The 20,146-nt window shown below is 38.7% G+C and carries 13 protein-coding genes and 2 other annotated features; of the genes, 9 read left to right on the top strand and 4 right to left on the bottom strand.

What is annotated here, in order from left to right; genetic code table 11:
* Positions 1-404: 404 nt before the first annotated feature.
* The gene (locus A5844_RS12575) at positions 405-1,463 is read left to right on the top strand and encodes an FUSC family protein (protein ID WP_086285546.1); all 1,059 of its coding nucleotides are present in this window, start codon (positions 405-407) and stop codon (positions 1,461-1,463) included.
* A gap of 648 nt (positions 1,464-2,111) precedes the next feature.
* Positions 2,112-2,693, top strand: coding sequence for an RICIN domain-containing protein (locus A5844_RS12570; RefSeq protein WP_086285544.1), 582 nt, complete (start codon positions 2,112-2,114; stop codon positions 2,691-2,693).
* Positions 2,694-2,771: 78 nt separating this feature from the next.
* On the opposite strand, the gene A5844_RS12565 is transcribed toward A5844_RS12570, so the two are convergent.
* Positions 2,772-3,632 carry a LysR family transcriptional regulator gene (locus A5844_RS12565; protein WP_086285543.1) on the bottom strand — a complete coding sequence of 287 codons (861 nt, stop codon included), beginning with the start codon at positions 3,630-3,632 and terminating at the stop codon, positions 2,772-2,774.
* 107 nt (positions 3,633-3,739) lie between these two features.
* Here A5844_RS12565 and A5844_RS12560 point away from each other — a divergent pair, with 107 nt between their 5' ends.
* Positions 3,740-4,321 carry a DapH/DapD/GlmU-related protein gene (locus tag A5844_RS12560; RefSeq protein WP_086285541.1) on the top strand — a complete coding sequence of 194 codons (582 nt, stop codon included), beginning with the start codon at positions 3,740-3,742 and terminating at the stop codon, positions 4,319-4,321.
* Entirely contained in the window at positions 4,314-5,048 is a 735-nt protein-coding gene (locus tag A5844_RS12555) for an SDR family oxidoreductase (RefSeq protein WP_086285539.1), read from the top strand. The genes A5844_RS12560 and A5844_RS12555 overlap by 8 nt, the downstream gene beginning before the upstream one ends.
* A gap of 251 nt (positions 5,049-5,299) precedes the next feature.
* Here the strand turns inward: A5844_RS12555 and A5844_RS12550 are convergent, their stop codons facing one another.
* Positions 5,300-7,459 carry a GH92 family glycosyl hydrolase gene (locus tag A5844_RS12550; protein ID WP_086285537.1) on the bottom strand — a complete coding sequence of 720 codons (2,160 nt, stop codon included), beginning with the start codon at positions 7,457-7,459 and terminating at the stop codon, positions 5,300-5,302.
* Complete coding sequence (locus tag A5844_RS12545; protein ID WP_086285536.1) at positions 7,440-8,507, bottom strand: GntR family transcriptional regulator; 1,068 nt, start codon at positions 8,505-8,507, stop codon at positions 7,440-7,442. Before A5844_RS12545 ends, A5844_RS12550 begins: the two co-directional genes overlap by 20 nt.
* Positions 8,508-8,658: 151 nt before the next feature.
* Between A5844_RS12545 and A5844_RS12540 the strand changes: the two genes are divergently transcribed.
* From A5844_RS12540 to A5844_RS12530, 3 genes are read left to right on the top strand one after another with little or no spacing between them, the layout of a single operon-like run.
* Entirely contained in the window at positions 8,659-9,948 is a 1,290-nt protein-coding gene (locus A5844_RS12540; protein WP_086285695.1) for a glycoside hydrolase family 125 protein, read from the top strand.
* An 11-nt stretch (positions 9,949-9,959) separates the two neighbouring features.
* The gene (locus A5844_RS12535) at positions 9,960-12,641 is read left to right on the top strand and encodes an alpha-mannosidase (protein ID WP_086285535.1); all 2,682 of its coding nucleotides are present in this window, start codon (positions 9,960-9,962) and stop codon (positions 12,639-12,641) included.
* A gap of 7 nt (positions 12,642-12,648) precedes the next feature.
* Positions 12,649-13,509, top strand: coding sequence for an ROK family protein (locus A5844_RS12530; protein WP_086285534.1), 861 nt, complete (start codon positions 12,649-12,651; stop codon positions 13,507-13,509).
* A gap of 655 nt (positions 13,510-14,164) precedes the next feature.
* Here A5844_RS12530 and A5844_RS12525 read toward each other — a convergent pair.
* Positions 14,165-15,019, bottom strand: a complete 855-nt coding sequence (locus A5844_RS12525; RefSeq protein ID WP_086285533.1) for an RluA family pseudouridine synthase — start codon at positions 15,017-15,019, stop codon at positions 14,165-14,167.
* 211 nt (positions 15,020-15,230) lie between these two features.
* Here A5844_RS12525 and A5844_RS12520 point away from each other — a divergent pair, with 211 nt between their 5' ends.
* On the top strand, positions 15,231-17,402 hold the full coding sequence (locus A5844_RS12520; protein WP_086285531.1) for a PBP1A family penicillin-binding protein: 2,172 nt from the start codon (positions 15,231-15,233) through the stop codon (positions 17,400-17,402).
* Positions 17,403-17,469: 67 nt separating this feature from the next.
* Complete coding sequence (locus tag A5844_RS12515; RefSeq protein ID WP_086285530.1) at positions 17,470-17,811, top strand: YlbF/YmcA family competence regulator; 342 nt, start codon at positions 17,470-17,472, stop codon at positions 17,809-17,811.
* Between the two features lie 1,167 nt (positions 17,812-18,978).
* Positions 18,979-19,872, top strand: a sequence feature (16S ribosomal RNA rRNA prediction is too short).
* Positions 19,873-20,053: 181 nt separating this feature from the next.
* Positions 20,054-20,146 (top strand) — a sequence feature (16S ribosomal RNA rRNA prediction is too short).

Genomic DNA, 20,146 nt, shown 5'->3' with positions numbered 1-20,146 from the left:
TGAGTATAAGACATCTTGAATCCTCCTTATGAATGGTTTCGCCAAATCAATTCTAAAGGATTTCAAGGTGTCTTTTCTATCTTTTTTTCTCAATAAAAAAGATGTCAGTGGAATCCACCAACATCAAAAAGTATAGAGCCATTTTTTCTTTCTGTTCATTTTTTGTTTGAAATCTACCGATTGTTTTTTGTCATTTATCGTGGGGTGAATCGAAGTCCTATTAGATATGAAAAGGGAACACGAAGATAGGTGATTAAAGTATCTAAGATCTTTTCAAAAATAAAAAATGATTTTTAATAAAGTCATTTTTTTTTGATAAAAATTATGATATAGTGCTCTACGTTTAGGGTTAGATAAGGATTAAGATGAAAAGGGATCATTAATATTAAAAGGAGGAGAGGCGATTGGATTTTTATCAGTCTCTACAATTAGATCCAATAATAATGAAGAAAAAAATAAAAGCAGAAACCGAGAAAAAAATAAAGAGACAATGGCTGTTTCTCATGATTCTAAGGTCTTTGTTGATCGTGGCTTTTGCCATATTGGTGATCATGCTAGCGACCAAGCTGTTTGGTATGGAAATGAAAGCTTACGCTGTAGTCTTTTTTTGTATGCTAATGAGTCTTCGTTTTGTTGATTTTGGCTATAAAATCTCTCAATCGATGATAGGGCTAGGAGGCGTGACATTGTCTCTTTTTATTTTGCCATATATTCAATTCATTTCGTCAGCAACGATGAGCTTGATCATGTACTTTATTTTATTAAGTGGCATCTTGTTAGTTACTGCCAGTGATCCAAAGATGGGCAATGCTTCTTTATATGGTTTTTCTTATATTTTCATCGTGTATTCCACGCTAGACGAAAAAATCAATGCTAACTATTTCTTCAATCAAGCCTTACTGTTTATGGTCTTTTCGTTTATTCTAATGTTTGTTCTATATAAAAAACACCGAGAAAAATATTTGGAAAAAACATTTTTTGATGTGTGGCGACAAGATAAGAGAAAAGAAATTTTTCAGTTGTTAAGTTATTCATTGGGAATTTCCTTGCTGATCATTGCCAGCAAGTTTCTACCATTTCAGCGTTTTATGTGGATCGGTTTTGCATTTTCATCTTTGTATTCAAGCTATGGGCTGAGTGGCATTGATGTGAAAGAGCGGGCAGTCGACCGTCTGATCGGAACCTTGGTGGGGAGTGGGCTATTTATTGTTTTCAGTGACCATATATCTGGGACTTTATTAAGTCTGCTTGGCGGTTTTGCATTAGGGATATGTTCATCCTATCGGTATAAAACGGTTTTTAATTGTTTTGGAGCATTAGTTATTGCTAGTGAATTATTTGGTGTGCCAGAAGCTGCTGCAATGAGGATCATAGATAATACAATCGGAATTGTTCTAGCAGTAATGGCTGTTTGGATTGTGAGCATAGTTTACAGAAAAATGAAAATATTTCGTATAGAATAAATAAGTATATTCTTAAAAGTGGTTAAGGAGAAGTGTTTAACTTCGAGAAATAAAAAAGAATTTACGAAAATTGCATTTCAATTGTTGTGAATTTCAATTTATTTCCGAAGAGGGCACTTCTGCCGTTTATACGTATTTAGAGCGTGGAACAAAAGGATCATTTACTTTTGTTCCACACTTTTTTTTATAAATTGTCATTGCTTGATTTTTATTAGATTTTCCGGTCATCTTTTTCTAAACCAATGATATAAATGAAGTATAGGATTAGGATACGATAAAAAGGCAAGCTCATTCTCTCAAACCAGCTAATCGTCATCCATGAGGCTTCTTTGATCATGAGGTTTGGTCTGTGACTTAATGAAAAAACATGAGAAAATTTTTTCGAGTATCCATAGTATCGAGTGGGAGAATAACTGAAAAAAATTAAAGAACCACAATCAGTGAGAGGGTAAATTCTACCGTCTTTTTTTCTTGTTTCTTGAGAAAAAACTGATGGAATATGGTGGTTAGAAATCAATGGATTAAAAGGACATTCAGCTCCAGATAAATGCTATATATAACAAAAATGTTGTATTAGAACACAAAAGAAAATTTTAAAGATAAATTATGGCATAGTGTACTTAAGCAAATCGAAGAAAGGGGAAAACAATGAAAAAATTAAAAGCAGTAGTATTAGGAGTAGCATTTGCAGCTGCACTTGGTTTAGGAATGGGAACAAATTCAGTAGACGCAAGTGAAGTAAACGCAACAGAAGCAGGAACTGTAGGGTGGATTTATGATAATGCAAAGACATCGATTCAAAGTGTGGAAAATCCATGGCATGTTCTTGATTGGAATTTGAACAGTTTATATAATGTTTCTATGTTCCAGAATAGAGGAGATTGGAATCAGAAATGGGTGTTTTTCTACGATATTTCTGATGATACATATCAAATTATGGCTGGTCCTCATTCCATTGATGGTTGGATTAGAGCAGCTTATCTTACAGCAGGACCAACAGACAGCAATGGAAATACGAGAGTGGTTACAAGTGGGAATATGGCAGATCAAAAATGGCGTGTGTATCAAGTTGGATCGCATGAAAATGGAAAAGTTTGTATTATAAAAAATGTAGCGACAGGAAAAGTGTTGGATCGTCCATCAACTACTATGGAAACTAGTCCTATCCTTTACGGACAGCATGGTGGGAAAAATCAACAATTTATTATTCATGTAGAAGACTTTGTTTAAATAAAAAATTAGAAAATAACTTCGACTTGCTTAGGCTGTAGATAACGTCATTTATGACGTTATCTACAGTTATTTTGTTTATTGCAATAAATTTAAAAATTGATTGGCGGCATTAGAGAGCGTGCGATGCTTTTTCCAGATAATATTGATCGTAGTAGAAAGTTCAGGAAACAGTGGGATGAATGTGAGATTGGTTCCTTTTGTATTGATGATCCCATCTAGACACAATGCACTGGCAACATTTTCTTTAACCATCAAGGAGGCATTATAGAGGAGGTTGTAGGTGCCAACGATGTTAAAATAATCAAGGTTTGTACCTAGCCATTGTGTTAGTTGGTTATCTACTAATGATTGATTTGAAATAAGTAAGGGGATATCTCTTATATCTTGCGTTGTCACTCGTTTTTTTGCTGCTAAAGGGTGTTCATTATTGACTAGCAAGCCCCATTGATCTTGTTGGGTCAACTGATGATATTCATATTTTTGTTTTGAAACAGGATCTATGACGAGGCCAAAGTCTAATAGTCCTTTATCGAGTTTTTCCAACACATCATCAGCGTTTCCGCTGTAAAGCTCCACTTTGATATCTGGGTACTGCGCTATTAGCGTATGAATCAAACTGGCGATCCTACTAAAACCTTCTGTTTCACCACTACCAAATGTAATTTTACCACTGACAACGCTTGTAGCTTTAAGATTGGTAGTAGTAACTTCTACGAGTGATAATATCTCCTGGCCACGATTTTGCAGGTAGATTCCTTCTTCTGTCAACGTGATTTCACGGTTTCCCCTTATAAATAGTTGCACCCCCAATTCTTCTTCCAGTTCCTTTAGTTGTTTAGATAAAGTGGGCTGTGATAAATGCAAGACTTCAGCTGCACGACTGATCGTTTTTTCTCTGGCAACAGTCAAAAAATAGTTTAAAACTCGTAGTTCCATGAAATTTCCTCCTATAACTAAAAGGTATGCCTAGGTATTCCATATAAATATTAGTCAAGTTAAGTATAATCAAGTACAGTGAATGTAGCAAATATAGGAGGGATATGATGAACCGAAAATATTTAATCAATCAACTCGCTAATCAAGAAATTTTAATTGGTACGCCTTTATATGAACAAATCCATACAATCAAAAAACAAAATGAACGTCCGTTAATGGAATTGAATCTGCAATATCGTACAAATGAAGAAGTTTTGAAATGGTTGGAACCAGTATTCGGAGAAAAAATTGATCCATCCGTTGTGATCTCATTGCCTTTTTATAGTGATTTTGGTTCTCACATCTTATTGGGAAAAGATATCTTTATCAATCAAAATGTGACCTTTATTGATTTAGGAGGCATCACTTTGGAAGATCGTGTATTGATCGGTCCTAATAGTCAAATCATCACAGTGAATCATTTGACACAACCAAAAAAACGTCGAGGTTTAATGACTAAACCAGTGATCATCAAAGAAAATGCTTGGTTAGGAGCTAATGTGACTGTCTTACCAGGTGTGACGATTGGGGAAAATGCGATTGTGGCTGCTAACTCAACGGTAACAAAGGATGTTCCTAGCAATACGATCGTTGCAGGTACCCCCGCTAAAATCATAAAAACAATCGAAGGAGAAGAATACAATGGATAAACTTAATAAAGTAGTAGTCATCATGGGTGCTTCATCAGGAATCGGAGAAGCAACGACTAAACTGTTGGCTCAAAGAGGAGCTAAGCTAGTCATTGCTGCCCGTAGAAAAGATCGTTTGTCAGAAATCAAAAGTGCTTTTCCAGACGCAGAAATCTATGTTCAAGAAGCGGATGTAACAAGAATGCCAGATGTTCAACAAGTGATTGATTTGGCTATGGAAAAATTCGGCAGAATCGACGTACTCTACAACAATGCAGGAATCATGCCAACTGCTCCTTTAATCGAAGCACGTCGAGAAGAGTGGCAGCAAATGTTAGATATTAATATCATGGGTGTATTGAACGGCATATCTGCTGTGTTACCAATTATGGTCAAACAAAAAAGTGGACATATCATTACGACAGATTCAGTTGCCGGTCATGTTGTTTATCCAGATTCAGCGGTATATTGTGGGACAAAATTTGCAGTACGGGCAATCATGGAAGGATTGCGTCAGGAACAAAGAGAAAACAATATCAAGTCAACAATGATCTCACCAGGAGCAGTAGCAACAGAACTATACCAGACGATCAGTGATAAAAAAGTAGCAGCAACATTGCACGAAGAACAAATGAAATGGGGTTTAAAATCAGAAGATATCGCAGAAGCAGTGGTTTTTGCAATCGATACACCAGAACGGATGTCTGTAAGTGAGATGATCGTACGCCCCACAAGGCAGCAAGTGTAAGAGATCGCATGAACTAGGAACTAAAACGTGGTTTAGTCTCGGTACATTTTCGCGACAGAAAGCTAAAAGAAATAGCATGGCCTAGTAATCCTATGAGCCTGTAAGATGACAGAGGTTGAATAAACGAAATAATGATAGATATAGAAAAGGTTCTTGAGAGTGATTGATAGATATATCGGGTAAATGGTATATCAAAAAAAGATTCAGATCTCTACATAGAGGTCCGAATCTTTTTTTGATATATTAATTTTTTAATTAATCAAATGATTATGCAATGAAAAAGGTAATGCGTCAGGTGAGTAGCTTTGAGCATGAGGAACGATTCCCAAATGATAATCGATCCTTCCTCCTTTTAATAGATCGTCATGGTGAAAATATAGTTTATCGTAACTCTTGCCATTTCTGTTGATCTGATGAACAAATTGTTGCTGAGGTTGGTTTGGTGAGGTTTCAATTGTTAAATGGTTGCCATTAGACAAGAGCAAGGTTGCTTTATCAAACAAGGGAATGCCTATGCAATATTCACCAGTTCCGGGTGTGACAGGATAGATTCCTAAGCTATTGAAGATATACCAAGCTGCCATGCTACCGTTATCTTCATCACCAGGATAACCACTTGGTGTGTCATCAAAAGCTTGAGTCAGCAGTTGTTTGATCAATGGCTGTGCCATTTCAGGTTTACCAAGGTAATGGAACAAATAAGGATAATGAAAACTAGGTTGATTGGAAATCGCTAATTGTCCGAATTCAGCGGCAGCCATTTCACTCATTTCATGAATCTCAAAGCCATATCCGCCAACTTCAAATGTAGGTGCTTGATTACATAACTCCACTAATTTTTTCTCAAAATCTAGTTTTCCTCCATGTGACTCAATCAATCCTGCAAAATCATGGTAGACGGCAAAACTGCTTTGCCAAGCACTCCCTTCCGCATAATCTTGGCCCCATCGCGTAGGCGAAAAGTCTGCACGGAAATTTCCAGATGGATCTTTTGAACGCATAAATCCAGTGGTCACATCAAAAATATGACGATAATTCAATGATTGTTTTTGATAAGCTTTTGCTATTTTTTGGTCACCAAGGAGTCGAGCCACTTGGCTAATACAAAAATCACTATAAGCATAATCCAGCGTATGGTTGACGGATTCATGGTATGAGTTGGGAACATAGCCATACTTCAAGTAATCGGTAGTTCCTTGTCGGCCATAGTTTGGGTTCGTACTCTGAATAGTTGCACCTTTGATCATGGCTGCTAAAAATTCAGGCATCCGCTCTGTTTTGATTCCTTTGACTGCTGCATCTGCAATTACCGCATCAATCAAGGTACCTGGCATCAAACCTCGTTCATCAGGTGATAGCCATTTTGGTAAGAATCCGGTTTCATTATAGCTCGTTAAAAATCCTTCTAACATTTCTTCGTACTTCTCAACTGCGATCAATGAAAATAGTGGATAGACTGTTTTATACGTATCCCAAAAACCATTGTTTGTATAAAGAACTCCAGGTTTAACTGAACAGCTAGTTGTGTCGTAATGAATGGGTTGTCCTTTAGAATCGATCTCATAAAAAGTTTGTGGAAACAAAAAAGTTCGATAGAGATTATGGTAAAACGTCCGTACTTGCTTTTCGTCATGATGCTCGATTTTGATGCGATCGAAATAGTTTTGCCATTGAGTACGACTATTTTCGAGATATTCTTCTTTTGATTGCGGCTGTTCTTGGGCTAAATGATAATGTGCTTGTTCTAAGTTGATGAAGGATGTTCCTAGTCGAATGGTTTGTTTAACGATATCTCCAAAGTAGAGGGGAACTGAACCGGCTTCTTCTTTCATATAAGTAATTTCAGTAGTGATCAATGGTTGCTCACAATGAAGGACAAAGTAAAAAGTGAAATCAGGATCTTGTGCTCCGGCAAAGTGGGTGACTTGGCCTTCAATGGTATGAGGATCTTTTACTGAAAGACGGAATCTTCCGGGAAAGGACAAGAGTAAACCGCTCTCATTTTTGCTGTAAGTTAAAGAAAGGATTCCGCCATACATACTAGGGATCAAAGTCGACTGAATCCCATAGCGTAATTGTTTGATCGATAAATGGGTCGGACAAAAGACACTTTCTTCTGGGCGATAAGAGCTTTGGGCATGAAAAAGGGTTGCTTCTGGCAGTCTACCGCTGATAGGAGTCATAAGAAAGTGACTAAAGTCCCCCATCCATGGGCTAGGCTGATGGGTCAGACGATACCCTTGAAAGGTGCGGTCTTCTGGGTGAAACCACCAGCTGCCTTTTTGATCTGTTGTCTGAGGGGCAAAGTAGTTCATACCGAAGGGAACGCCAGTATAAGGTAGGCAATTCCCTTGAGAAAAATTCGCTTGATTTGCTGTTCCGTGACGGGTGTCAATTTGTTGAATATTCATGTGTGATCTCCTTTGTAGATTGTCGTTTGATCAAAGTGACTGGGTGTGTAATATCCTCAGGCTTTACTTTTGTTTCTAACCATGTGATCAAAGTTTCCCCAGCTAATTTACCTAATTGATGAAAATCTTGGGCAATGGTTGTTAATGGTGGATCAATCAAAGCTGCTGCTTGGATATCATCAAAACCAATCACTGAAAAATCATTTGGAATGCTGTATCCTTGTTGTTTCAATTGTTTCATCGCATGGATAGCCACAAGATCATTTTCACAGACAAAAGCAGTGACTTGATGATCCTTGATGTAAGTGGTCAAGACATCTTCCATCGTTTCTTGATCATTCAATGTAGAGTGAAAAGTTAAATTGGCTTGATTCAAGGCTTCAAGATAGCCCAGGTAACGTTGACGAACCGATTGAGGATGGATCTTATCCCCAAAAAGATAAGCAATATTAGTATGTCCACTCTCAATCAACTGTCTTGTTGCGAGTGAACCGCCTTGGAAGTTATCAGAAAGAACCGTTGGAAAAGGTAACTCGTAAATTTTTTTGTCTAAAATAATCACTGGAAAATCTTTTAACGATAATTCAAATAGCAAGTCCAAATGTTGGTCTGTTTGAAAGGCGTAATAAATCAATCCATCAAATTCCTGCATGATGTCACTGGCTTTTTTCTTTTCTAAGAAATCCAAGGTTGTCATTAGCACATCAAACTGATTGTCTTGCATCACTGGATTCAGGCCTTTCGTAAAATCTCCAACAGAGAGATCAGAAAGGTAAGGCAACAAGAATAAAATCCTTTTTTGTGAAGTAACATTCGTATCCGTTGCATCACTAGTAAGTGCCTTCACAAAACTTCCTTTCCCACGAACTCGGTAAATCAAACCTAGTTGTTCAAGTTCTGTCAAAGCACGTTTAGAAGTGATACGACTGACATTGTATTGTTGGGATAGCTCTTTTTCAGTTGGAACTTGACTATCAACAGGTAATTTTCCTTCTTTGATCGCCGTTTCTAATGCTAAAAAAATTTTTTTATATAATGGTTGATCCATATAAACACCTCTTAATGATATATCATGATTAAATCATAGCATAAAAAAAAGAAAAGTAAATAAAAAAACTTTTTTATGAAAGCGTAGACAATATTATAGCGAGAGGGTATAATCTTTATTGATATATCATATAGAGAGAAGGTTAAGAATGATGGTTTATAAAGATATACCAAAATCAGTGGAACAATTCATGGAAACAATGACTCAAAAGTGTGGTGAAGAACATACAGATTGGGCAAAAAATTTCACCGCTGCCTTTGCCAATACATTATTGACCACTGTCAAGCGGCAGGAAGATGGCACAACGTTTTTACTTACAGGTGATATTCCAGCGATGTGGTTACGGGATTCAACGGCACAAGTTCGTCCTTATTTGGTAGTTGCCAAAGAGGATGAGGATCTAGCAGACATGATCTGTGGTTTAGTCAAAAAACAATTTTACTATATCAACATCGATCCTTATGCCAATGCCTTTAATGAAGAGGCGAATGGTGCAGGGCACCAAACAGACCATACAGAAATGAATGATTGGATCTGGGAACGCAAATACGAAATCGATTCTTTGTGTTATCCTGTTCAATTGGCTTATTTACTTTATAAAAACACTGGTCGTGTGGATCAGTTTGATCAAATGTTTACTCGTGGGGTAGAAAAGATTCTCCATGTGTTTAAGATGGAACAAGATCATAATCAATCACCTTATACCTTTACTCGGGATACTACCAGAAAAGAAGATACATTGGTCAATGAAGGAAAAGGAACGGAAGTGGCACCGACAGGGATGACGTGGTCAGGTTTTCGTCCGAGTGATGATGCTTGTCGCTATGGGTACTTGGTCCCGTCTAACATGTTTGCAGTCGTTATTTTAGGCTATCTAGAAGAAATCTTTTCAGAGATCATACAAGAGCCGCAAATCGCTATGGAAGCAAATAAATTAAAGAAAGCGATCCAACAGGGAATTGATTCGTATGGATATGTGAAGAATCAAAACGGAGAAAAGATTTACGCATATGAAGTGGATGGTTTAGGGAATGCTTCCTTGATGGACGATAGCAATGTGCCTAATCTAATCGCTGCCCCTTATTTAGGATATTGTTCCCCAACAGATGAAATATATCTAAAGACAAGGCAGACATTGCTAAGCAAAGAAAATCCTTATTTTTATGAAGGTGAATATGCAAAAGGAATTGGTTCTTCTCATACCCCAGAGAATTATATTTGGCCGATTGCTTTAGCCATGGAAGGGATGACCACGGAAGATAAGCGTGAAAAAGAACGTATTCTCGATTTGTTAGTTGCGACAGATGCAGGCACACATTTGATGCATGAAGGATTCGACGTGGATAATCCTCAAAACTACACAAGAGAATGGTTTTCTTGGGCGAACATGATGTTTTGCGAGTTGGTAATGGATTATTTTGATATTCGAGTGGTCAAATAAGGAGGAGACAAATGAAAAAGAAAGTATATATTATTTCCCATAGTCATTGGGATCGTGAATGGTATATGGCTTACGAGCAACATCATATGCGATTGGTGGAATTGATGGATGATTTGCTTGAGCTGTTTGAAACGGATCCGAAATTCAATAGTTTTCATTTAGATGGCCAGACCATCATTTTAGACGATTATCTACAAGTTCGCCCAGAAAAAAGAGAAGCTGTTCAAAAAGCAATCAATGCTGGTAAATTGCGAATTGGTCCGTTTTATATCTTACAAGACGATTTTTTGATTAGCTCGGAATCTAATGTTCGAAATATGCTCATTGGAATGGAAGAAAGTCGGAAATGGGGAACGCCTGTCATGCTTGGCTATTTCCCAGATACATTTGGGAATATGGGACAAACGCCACAGATGATGAAACAAGTAGGGTTAGAAGCAGCGGCATTTGGTCGTGGTGTAAAACCCATCGGCTTTGACAATCAAGTATTAGCGGCGGACAATTATTCTTCTCAGTATTCTGAGATGTGGTGGAAAGGACCGGATCAAACAGAGATTTTTGGTTTACTGTTTGCGAATTGGTACAGTAATGGAAACGAGATCCCAGCTGAAAAAGAAATGGCTAAAGTTTTTTGGAAAGAGAAATTAGCAGATGTGGAACAATATGCTTCCACAGATCATTTATTGATGATGAATGGTGTGGATCATCAACCCGTTCAAAAAAATATCACGGAAGCAATCGCTCTTGCAAATGAATTATATCCAGAATATGAATTTGTCCATTCCAATTTTACCGACTATCTTGAAGCAGTCCAAAAAGAATTGCCTACAGATCTAGGGGCGGTGGAAGGAGAGCTGACAAGTCAAGAAACAGATGGCTGGTATACGTTAGCTAATACTGCTTCAGCCCGAGTCTATTTGAAACAATGGAATACGACAGTTCAACGACAACTTGAAAACGTCACTGAACCTCTGGCTGCTATGGCGTATGAAGTAACAGGGAAATATCCTCATGATCAGTTAGATTATGCGTGGAAGACATTGATGCAAAACCATCCTCATGACAGCATTTGTGGTTGTTCAGTGGATGCGGTACATCGGGAAATGATTCCCCGTTTCGAAAAAGCAAATGAGGTTGGAAAGTATTTAGCCCAAGAAGCTTTGGATCAACTAACTGCTGAGATAGATACGAGTGTTTTTCCACAAGAAAGCTATCCTTTTATCGTTATCAATACAGCTGGTATGGAAAAAACTGGAGAAGCACACATCACAATCGAATTAGAACGCAAATGTTTTGCGAAAGGGGTTCCAGAAAAACTTTATCAAAAGCTAGCCGAGCGACCAAAGAAGCAATACCATGTTGAAACAATTGATAAAAGACAGATTCCAGCTATTATTTCTGAAGAAATCGTGGACTTTGGGTATGATTTGCCAAAGGATCGTTTCAGAGTTCCGTATATGGCTAAGAAGGTCATGGTTGAAGTGCCAATCCATGAAATGCCGGCTTTTTCTTGGAAAACGTTGGCTTTAGTTGAAGGTCCCGCAGAGAAAATAACTCGGACGATGATCGCTGATGAAGGTCGAATCATAGAAAATAGTTTGCTCCATTTAGTTATTGAACAAAATGGGACCCTTACATGTACGGATAAAACGACAGGGAAGGTCTTTGATGAATTGATGACATTTGAAGATGTAGGGGATATCGGAAATGAGTATATTTTCAAACAGCCAGAAAATGATCAACCAATCCTATCGAAAGATCAAAATGAAAGTACTGTAGAAATCATCAAAGATACACCAGAACTAGCGCAGGTGAAAATCAAGAAAACAATGTCGGTCCCGCTTTCTGCAGATAGACGTTTAGAGGAAGAGCAACGGATGGTCAGAGAATTCCGCTTCCGTAAAGCGCAAAGAGTGAAAGAAACGGAGGTGTTGGTGCTTGAAACAATTGTGACTGTTCGTGAGAATAGTAAAAAAATCGATTTTGAAACAACAATTGATAATCAAATGAAAGATCATCGTCTACGTGTGTTGTTCCCCACAAAGTTACATGTGAAACATCATGAAGCGGATAGTATCTTTGAGATCGTTACACGACCTAATGAAGTGTCCATCCATTGGGAGAATCCAACGAATCCACAACACCAACAAGCTTTTGTTCAATTAGGGGATGAAATATGTGGTGTGACAGTGGGTAACTTTGGATTGAATGAATATGAGATCGTCGACCAACAAACGATCGCAGTCACGTTGTTACGTTGTGTAGGCGAGATGGGAGATTGGGGCTATTTTCCTACTCCTGAAGCACAGTGCTTGGGTGTGCATCAGTTCCATTATAGTTTTGAAGCCCATGCAGGAGAAGATAAATTTCAAACTTATAAGCGTGCATATGCGGCGCAGATCCCATTTTCTACGCAACAACTAAGACACCAATTAGGTGAACTTTTACCAGACAATCATTATTTGCAAGTAGAAGGGGAAACGTTTGCAATTACTGCTTTGAAGCGAAGCAAAGATAATGATAAACTAGTAGTGAGAGGATTCAATATGTCTAGTCATTTAAATCCGTTACATGTAACGAAAAATGGTCAAACTGGGAAACGATTGAATCTACTTGAAGAAGAATATCAGGAGGCGGTTGATTCGACACTCCAACCTTATGAGATTCGAACAATCGGTTTTGAGGAGGAATAGAGCAATCATGTATGGCGGAATAGAAGCAGGCGGAACCAAATTTATCTGTGCGGTCTCAGACCAAGGTGAGATCATCGAAAAAATCAGTGTGCCAACGACAACACCAAACGAAACTTTGGCGCTCGTTTTTGATTTTTTTGATCAATATGAATTAGAAGCGATGGGGATCGGCTCTTTTGGTCCGATTGGTGTTGACCCAACCAATGAACGGTATGGCTATGTATTAGCGACGCCAAAAAAAGGTTGGAAAAATTATGATTTCTTAGGTAGTATCAAAGAACGTTATGATATACCAGTTGCTTGGACAACGGATGTCAATGCTACAGCATACGGTGAGTTACTGAAAGGCGCAGCGCAAGGAAAAAACAGCTGTCTTTATCTGACAGTCGGTACAGGAATAGGTGGGGGAGTAGTACTGAACGGAGAGATTTTTTCAGGAAGCGCTCATCCGGAAATGGGTCATATCATGGTGAAACGTCACCCTGATGATGATTATGAAGGAACCTGTCCTTATCATAAAGATTGTTTGGAAGGACTAGCAGCTGGCCCGTCTATTGAAGCGCGTACAGGGATCAAAGGGCAAGATTTACCTGAAGATCATCCTGTTTGGGATATCCAAGCGTTTTATTTAGCGCAAGCCTTAGTGAATTATTCATTGACTTTAGCTCCTGAAAAAATCATTTTAGGCGGTGGAGTTATGAATCAAGGTCATTTGCTACAGAAAGTGAGAGAACAATTTACAACATTGATGGCAGGATATATGGAAACGCCACCAGTTGAAGAGTATATCGTTCAATGGGGCATACCTAATGAAAGTGGGATCATCGGTAGTTTACTCTTAGCCGAAAAAGTGCATCAAGAAAAATAGCGTGAGGCGCTTGGCTATATGGTAAATGAAGAATACTGTAATCAAACAGTAGAAATCTTGGTGACCTGAAAAGCGCAAGTTTATCGAATGATAAGGAAGACAGTGGGAATCGTAGAAATAGTTTTGGCTATTTTCTAGATACTCCCGCTGTCTTTTTGAAATAAATGTAATGCGTGTATGATTGGTGTAACTTTAACGAAAATAAGAAGAAATCGCCATTCTCTGTGAGTGAAAAACAAGCTCGCAAGTATGCTCTTTTCTCGAAAAGCCCCCGCTTCAGGCGTTAAGAATAGTTAGATTTAGCTGAGTAGGGATAGTTCATACAGAATGTATATCTCGGGAAAAAATCTAGCTAATTCATAAGTGAATTCTCATATTTTTTAAGTTTTTTTGAGTCATTTTTGAAGAAGTTATTTCTGTGGAAAAGTTTATTTCATTTTGAGGCTGGAACAGAAGTGGTTAACTCCGAGAAATAAGAAGAGATTCACGAAAATTGCTTTTTAAATTTTTGTGAATCTCTTCTTTTTATAGAAGGAGTTGCTTCTGATTCCGCCGTGCATACGTATTAATAGCGTGAAACAAGAGTAAATTATAATTTTGTTCCACGCTATTAGTAGTAATTAAATATAAAAAATATAAAGGCAAAACGTCATTTTTACCATAAACCAGGTTGTGCTACTGCCACTATTTGCTCTTGAGTAAAGGGGTGTTGCATGTGTAATTCCAATGCATGGAGCATCAGCCGTTTGCCTGGACGTTGTTGATAGAGAGGATCACCTACGATGGGATGGCCTTGATGGGCAAGATGAACACGGATTTGATGAGTGCGACCAGTGTCCAAGACGCAATAAATCCGTGTTTGATCAGCTAGTTGCTCAGCAACGTGAACGTGTGTAACCGCATATTGTCCATTTTTAGGATCAACGATCCGTTTTCGTCGGTCATGACGATCTCGTCCGATTTTATCTATAATGGTTTGATCCCGTTTGAGAATACCCCAAACGACTGCTTGATAGCGACGATAAATCATTTTTTGTTCAAGCATCCTTCCCAATATCGGTAATACGAAGGGGTGTTTTGCGAATAAAACCGCGCCACTCGTTTCCTTGTCTAAACGATGGACAACGTAAGGGCGTTGTTCTTTTGTTGCTAAATAAGCGGCTAGATGATTTAGCAAAGTTGCTTTTTCGGTTGGTTCGTTTGGATGTGTCTTCATGCCAACAGGTTTGTTCACAATGATCAAATACTCGTCTTCATATAAAACATCGATTTTTTGAGGGTCGCCTAACTGGACTTCTTGATAATGGTAATCTGTTTCTTCAAAATGCAACGTAATTTGATCACCGGCTTTTGCTTCATTATGGAACAAAGCAGGTTTTTGATTGATCCAAACGTTTTTTCTCACACGTAAAAAATGGCGAACTTTTCTAGGAACTAGCCATTCATTTTCTAATAATTCTCGAATGGTCTTCGTTGGATGGGACTCGGGTAAAGTGATCATGATTTCCACGTTCTCACTCCTTTCATTAAAAATGCAGTCTTATTGTATCATTTTTAAAAGATATTTAAGAAAAAAGTGAAATATTTCTGATATTTCTTATGCTAAACTGTTCCCACTGTGATGAAATAAAGTGTGAAACCTACATCTTAAGCAGGAAGTAACATATATATAGTTATGTTAGAATAAGACGATTGAATTTAAAAGACAGGAGAAGAAGTGGATGGATTTTCAAAGCATTCTGAGAAAAATCAAAGCTGGATTATCCAGCTTTTGGCAATGGTTAAAGCCTTATCTCGGTCAGTTTCATCGCTGGCGTAAACGGATATGGAAAAAATACTATATCAATAAATTGATTTTACTGGTTGGATTGATCGTTGTACTTGTGACAAGCATCTATCTGTTTGTATTAGCCAAACAGGCCAATGTAGAAACATTGAAATCAGGATTGAGTCAGTCTACCGTGATTTATGATAAAAATAATGAAGAAGCGGGAACTCTTTACGCGCAAAAGGGCAGTTACGTAGAGTTAGATGCGATTTCTCCATTTATACAAGATGCAGTGATTTCCACAGAAGATCGAAACTTCTATCAACATCATGGTTTTGATATCAAAGGGATTGCCAGAGCGGCAGCGCGTATGATTACTTCTGGTGGAACTGGCGGCGGTGGTGGGAGTACAATCACTCAGCAACTAGCAAAGAATGCTTACCTCACGTTAGATCAAACATTTGATCGGAAAGCTAAAGAGTTATTCTTAGCGATTGAGATTGAAAAGAAATATAGTAAAGAAGAAATTTTGACGATGTATTTGAATAATGCTTACTTTGGTAATGGTGTCTGGGGTGTGCAAGATGCTTCTAGACGGTATTTTGGAGTAGATGCAAACAATGTCACTCTTTCTGAAGCTGCAACGTTAGCAGGGATGTTGAAAGGACCAGGGATCTATAATCCGATTGATCATCCTGAAAATGCGAATAATCGTAAGAATACAGTATTGAGTGTCATGGCCGAAAACGGGAAAATCAGCGCAGAACAAGAAACGGCAGAAAGTCAGACAGATATCACTCAATATTTAAATGACACCTATACAGGCTCGGAATCAGGCTATCGCTATCCTTATTATTTCGATGCGGTAATTGATGAAGCTGTCAGCGACTATGACTTGGATGAAGCGGATGTCATGAATAAAGGGTATAAGATCTATACTTCATTGGATCAAAATTATCAAAAACAACTCGAAGCTACCTATCAAAATGATGCATTATTCCCTGTGAATGCTTCAGATGGTGCGATGGTTCAATCTGGTTCTGTGGCATTAGACCCTAAAACTGGCGGTGTGGCGGCATTAGTAGGACGTAGGGGAGAACATGTTTTTCGTGGGTTCAATTTTGCAACGCAGATGAAGCGGTCCCCAGGGTCTTCTATTAAACCGCTAAGTGTCTATGCGCCGGCTTTAGAAGCGGGATATACACCTTCAAGTATATTAGAAGATAAACCACAGTCTTATTATGATGCCCATAATTTTGATGGAACCTACCAAGGTGAAGTTCCAATGTATCAAGCGGTTGCTCAAAGTTTGAACTTGCCAGCTGTTTGGTTGCTTCATGAAATTGGTCTTCAAAAAGGGTTTGATAAAGCAAAAGAATTCGGGTTACCCCTTGAATCATCAGATAAATATTATGGATTGGCGTTAGGGGGATTAGAAAAAGGTGTTTCTCCATTAACGATGGCCAGTGCGTATAGCACGTTTGCGAATGGGGGTAAAATGTATCGTCCTCATCTGATTACGAAAATCGTTGATTCGACAGGTGCGGTCATTGTCGATAATACGAATAAAAAACCGAAACAAGTGATTTCGCAGGAGACTGCAGATGAAATGACAAGTATGTTATTAGGTACATTCTCTAATGGTACAGCAGTAGCCGCTAATCCTTATGGCTATACAGTAGCCGGCAAAACTGGAACAACAGAAACGAACTTCGATCCAACGAAAGCAAACGATCAATGGATCGTGGGTTATACACCGGATGTGGTCATCTCTACTTGGTTAGGGTATGAAGAAACGAGTGAACTTCATTTCTTAGAAGGAACAAGCGGAAATGTCGTGGGAAAAGTCTTTAAATCTGCAGCAGAGGGAATACTTCCTTATACTGCACAAACGAAATTTAATGTAGCTGATGCTTATGCAACAGGAGGACAAGTCGTGCCAGCAGACCAAGTTTCCGATCCTTCTCAAGCAACTGAAGCAGATAATGATTGGCAAGATCAGCTGAACCGTTACGGTGAACAAGCGAAAGAAGGATTGAAAAGTTTTGGGGATAAAGTGAAAGAAGGTATTCAGGGGATTGGTGATGCAGCCAAGGACTTATGGCGAAGCTACCAAGGAGAATAGGCGCTTTGAAAACCAATGTTCTCATGGTACAATAAAGATTAATAAATAGAAGAAAAGAGGTCACCATATGTCAAATATTTATGATAGTGCCAATCAAATCGAACGTGAAATCCGTGAACTTCCAGAATTCAAAGCGTTAGAAGAAGCTTATGCAAAAGTGAAAGCAAATGAAGAAGCGCATCAATTATTCAAAGATTTCCAAGCAATGCAAATTGAATTGCAAGAAAAACAAATGAGTGGACAAGAGTTCAGCGATGATGATGCAGCGAAAGCACAGGAAATGGCAATGAAGATCCAATCAGAAGAAGTAATCAATGATTTGATGCAAAAAGAACAAGGATTCAGTGCGATCATTAACGATCTAAATCGCATTATCATGACACCAGTGCGTGACTTATATAGTGAATAAAGAAGATAGATATTTTGATTTTAAATAATCACTTTTCTTTCTGAAAGATTAAAAGAAACAACTCGTTTCGGGAAAAATAGTAGATGCTATTTTTTTCTGTATCGAGTTGTTTTTTTATGTTATTCAGATAAGACAGCACTACTATAGTAGAAAAGAGCAGTAGTAATTTCTTGATTATCGGCTGAAATATGGGAGTTTTGCTTTTGATAAGCTGTATGGAAGGACGTTACAATTTTTTTAGTCGTTGAATTTGTAGATGTTAAGGAACTCTTTGTATTTATAAGACAAGGTGAATCTTTTTACAAATGGTGAATGTTGATGGGATGAAAGGTGAGTATTTTTCAAAATAAATGGAGTCGATCACTATGTCAGAAGTTAGAAGAACGCAAGAAACGAACTTCTAGAGTTTTTGCTAGTCCCCAAAAATATGGAACGGATATATTTATGACTTGAAGATTCAATTTGAAATGGAGATGCGTGAAGCAACAATCACTTGAATCTATTTTGACTGAAAGGAACGTTTTTATATAGAAAGAAAAATAAAAGATTATCCAGAATAAATGTAGATTGAGTAGAAGGAAGTTTGAGGGAAAGCTAAGGGAATAAATCTTAAAAAGAGTAATGATAGAGAAAACAAAAAAATTAGGTGGAATGAAAGTTAAAATTAAACTTGACCAATCTTTTTTTCAATGGTAATATAAACAACGTTGCTAAAACAAATGAAAACAACTATGAAATTTGTTTAAAAGTTTTATTGACAATCGATTTTATGTGTGTTAAGATAACTAAGCCGTTCGGAAATAGTTTTTAGAAACGTTGATCTGACAAAGAGAAGTGTAAAAAAACTATTGACAAATAACAAAACATGAGTTATTATAAACGAGTTGCTAAGCCGGTTTTATGAAAATGGAATCGAAAAAACTTTTAAAAAAGTGTTGACAAGCACTTGAGTATTTGCTAAGATATAAGAGTTGCTGCGGCAATCGCAGATAGCGGATTTTTGATTCGGTATCAAGTAGACCTTTGAAAACTGAACAAAGTAAGACAAACCAAATGTGTAGGGTGTCTTGATTGATTCAAGACAACAAACATTTTTAACAAGCAAGCAATATGCTAGCAACCAAATTGAGCTTAACAATCGCAAGATTGTTCTAACTTTTATTATGAGAGTTTGATCCTGGCTCAGGACGAACGCTGGCGGCGTGCCTAATACATGCAAGTCGAACGCTTCTTTTTCCACCGGAGCTTGCTCCATCGGAAAAAGAGGAGTGGCGAACGGGTGAGTAACACGTGGGTAACCTGCCCATCAGAAGGGGATAACACTTGGAAACAGGTGCTAATACCGTATAACAATCGAAACCGCATGGTTTTGATTTGAAAGGCGCTTTACGGTGCCGCTGATGGATGGACCCGCGGTGCATTAGCTAGTTGGTGAGGTAACGGCTCACCAAGGCCACGATGCATAGCCGACCTGAGAGGGTGATCGGCCACATTGGGACTGAGACACGGCCCAAACTCCTACGGGAGGCAGCAGTAGGGAATCTTCGGCAATGGACGAAAGTCTGACCGAGCAACGCCGCGTGAGTGAAGAAGGTTTTCGGATCGTAAAACTCTGTTGTTAGAGAAGAACAAGGATGAGAGTAACTGTTCATCCCTTGACGGTATCTAACCAGAAAGCCACGGCTAACTACGTGCCAGCAGCCGCGGTAATACGTAGGTGGCAAGCGTTGTCCGGATTTATTGGGCGTAAAGCGAGCGCAGGCGGTTTCTTAAGTCTGATGTGAAAGCCCCCGGCTCAACCGGGGAGGGTCATTGGAAACTGGGAGACTTGAGTGCAGAAGAGGAGAGTGGAATTCCATGTGTAGCGGTGAAATGCGTAGATATATGGAGGAACACCAGTGGCGAAGGCGGCTCTCTGGTCTGTAACTGACGCTGAGGCTCGAAAGCGTGGGGAGCAAACAGGATTAGATACCCTGGTAGTCCACGCCGTAAACGATGAGTGCTAAGTGTTGGAGGGTTTCCGCCCTTCAGTGCTGCAGCTAACGCATTAAGCACTCCGCCTGGGGAGTACGACCGCAAGGTTGAAACTCAAAGGAATTGACGGGGGCCCGCACAAGCGGTGGAGCATGTGGTTTAATTCGAAGCAACGCGAAGAACCTTACCAGGTCTTGACATCCTTTGACCACTCTAGAGATAGAGCTTCCCCTTCGGGGGCAAAGTGACAGGTGGTGCATGGTTGTCGTCAGCTCGTGTCGTGAGATGTTGGGTTAAGTCCCGCAACGAGCGCAACCCTTATTGTTAGTTGCCATCATTTAGTTGGGCACTCTAGCAAGAC

This window comes from Candidatus Enterococcus wittei (genome assembly GCF_002140175.1).
Lineage (GTDB): Bacteria > Bacillota > Bacilli > Lactobacillales > Enterococcaceae > Enterococcus_B > Enterococcus_B wittei.
The sequence above is the reverse complement of the archived record's forward strand: the minus strand, read 5'-3'. Positions and strand labels throughout refer to the sequence as shown.

Excerpts from the sequence above, each read along its gene's own strand:
- A5844_RS12545 (WP_086285536.1), bottom strand. The coding sequence starts at position 8,507 with ATGGATCAACCATTATATAAAAAAATTTTTTTAGCATTAGAAACGGCG.
- A5844_RS12535 (WP_086285535.1), top strand. The coding sequence starts at position 9,960 with ATGAAAAAGAAAGTATATATTATTTCCCATAGTCATTGGGATCGTGAA.
- A5844_RS12550 (WP_086285537.1), bottom strand. The coding sequence starts at position 7,459 with ATGAATATTCAACAAATTGACACCCGTCACGGAACAGCAAATCAAGCG.
- A5844_RS12530 (WP_086285534.1), top strand. The coding sequence starts at position 12,649 with ATGTATGGCGGAATAGAAGCAGGCGGAACCAAATTTATCTGTGCGGTC.
- A5844_RS12565 (WP_086285543.1), bottom strand. The coding sequence starts at position 3,632 with ATGGAACTACGAGTTTTAAACTATTTTTTGACTGTTGCCAGAGAAAAA.
- A5844_RS12555 (WP_086285539.1), top strand. The coding sequence starts at position 4,314 with ATGGATAAACTTAATAAAGTAGTAGTCATCATGGGTGCTTCATCAGGA.
- A5844_RS12515 (WP_086285530.1), top strand. The coding sequence starts at position 17,470 with ATGTCAAATATTTATGATAGTGCCAATCAAATCGAACGTGAAATCCGT.
- A5844_RS12520 (WP_086285531.1), top strand. The coding sequence starts at position 15,231 with ATGGATTTTCAAAGCATTCTGAGAAAAATCAAAGCTGGATTATCCAGC.
- A5844_RS12540 (WP_086285695.1), top strand. The coding sequence starts at position 8,659 with ATGGTTTATAAAGATATACCAAAATCAGTGGAACAATTCATGGAAACA.
- A5844_RS12560 (WP_086285541.1), top strand. The coding sequence starts at position 3,740 with ATGAACCGAAAATATTTAATCAATCAACTCGCTAATCAAGAAATTTTA.
- A5844_RS12570 (WP_086285544.1), top strand. The coding sequence starts at position 2,112 with ATGAAAAAATTAAAAGCAGTAGTATTAGGAGTAGCATTTGCAGCTGCA.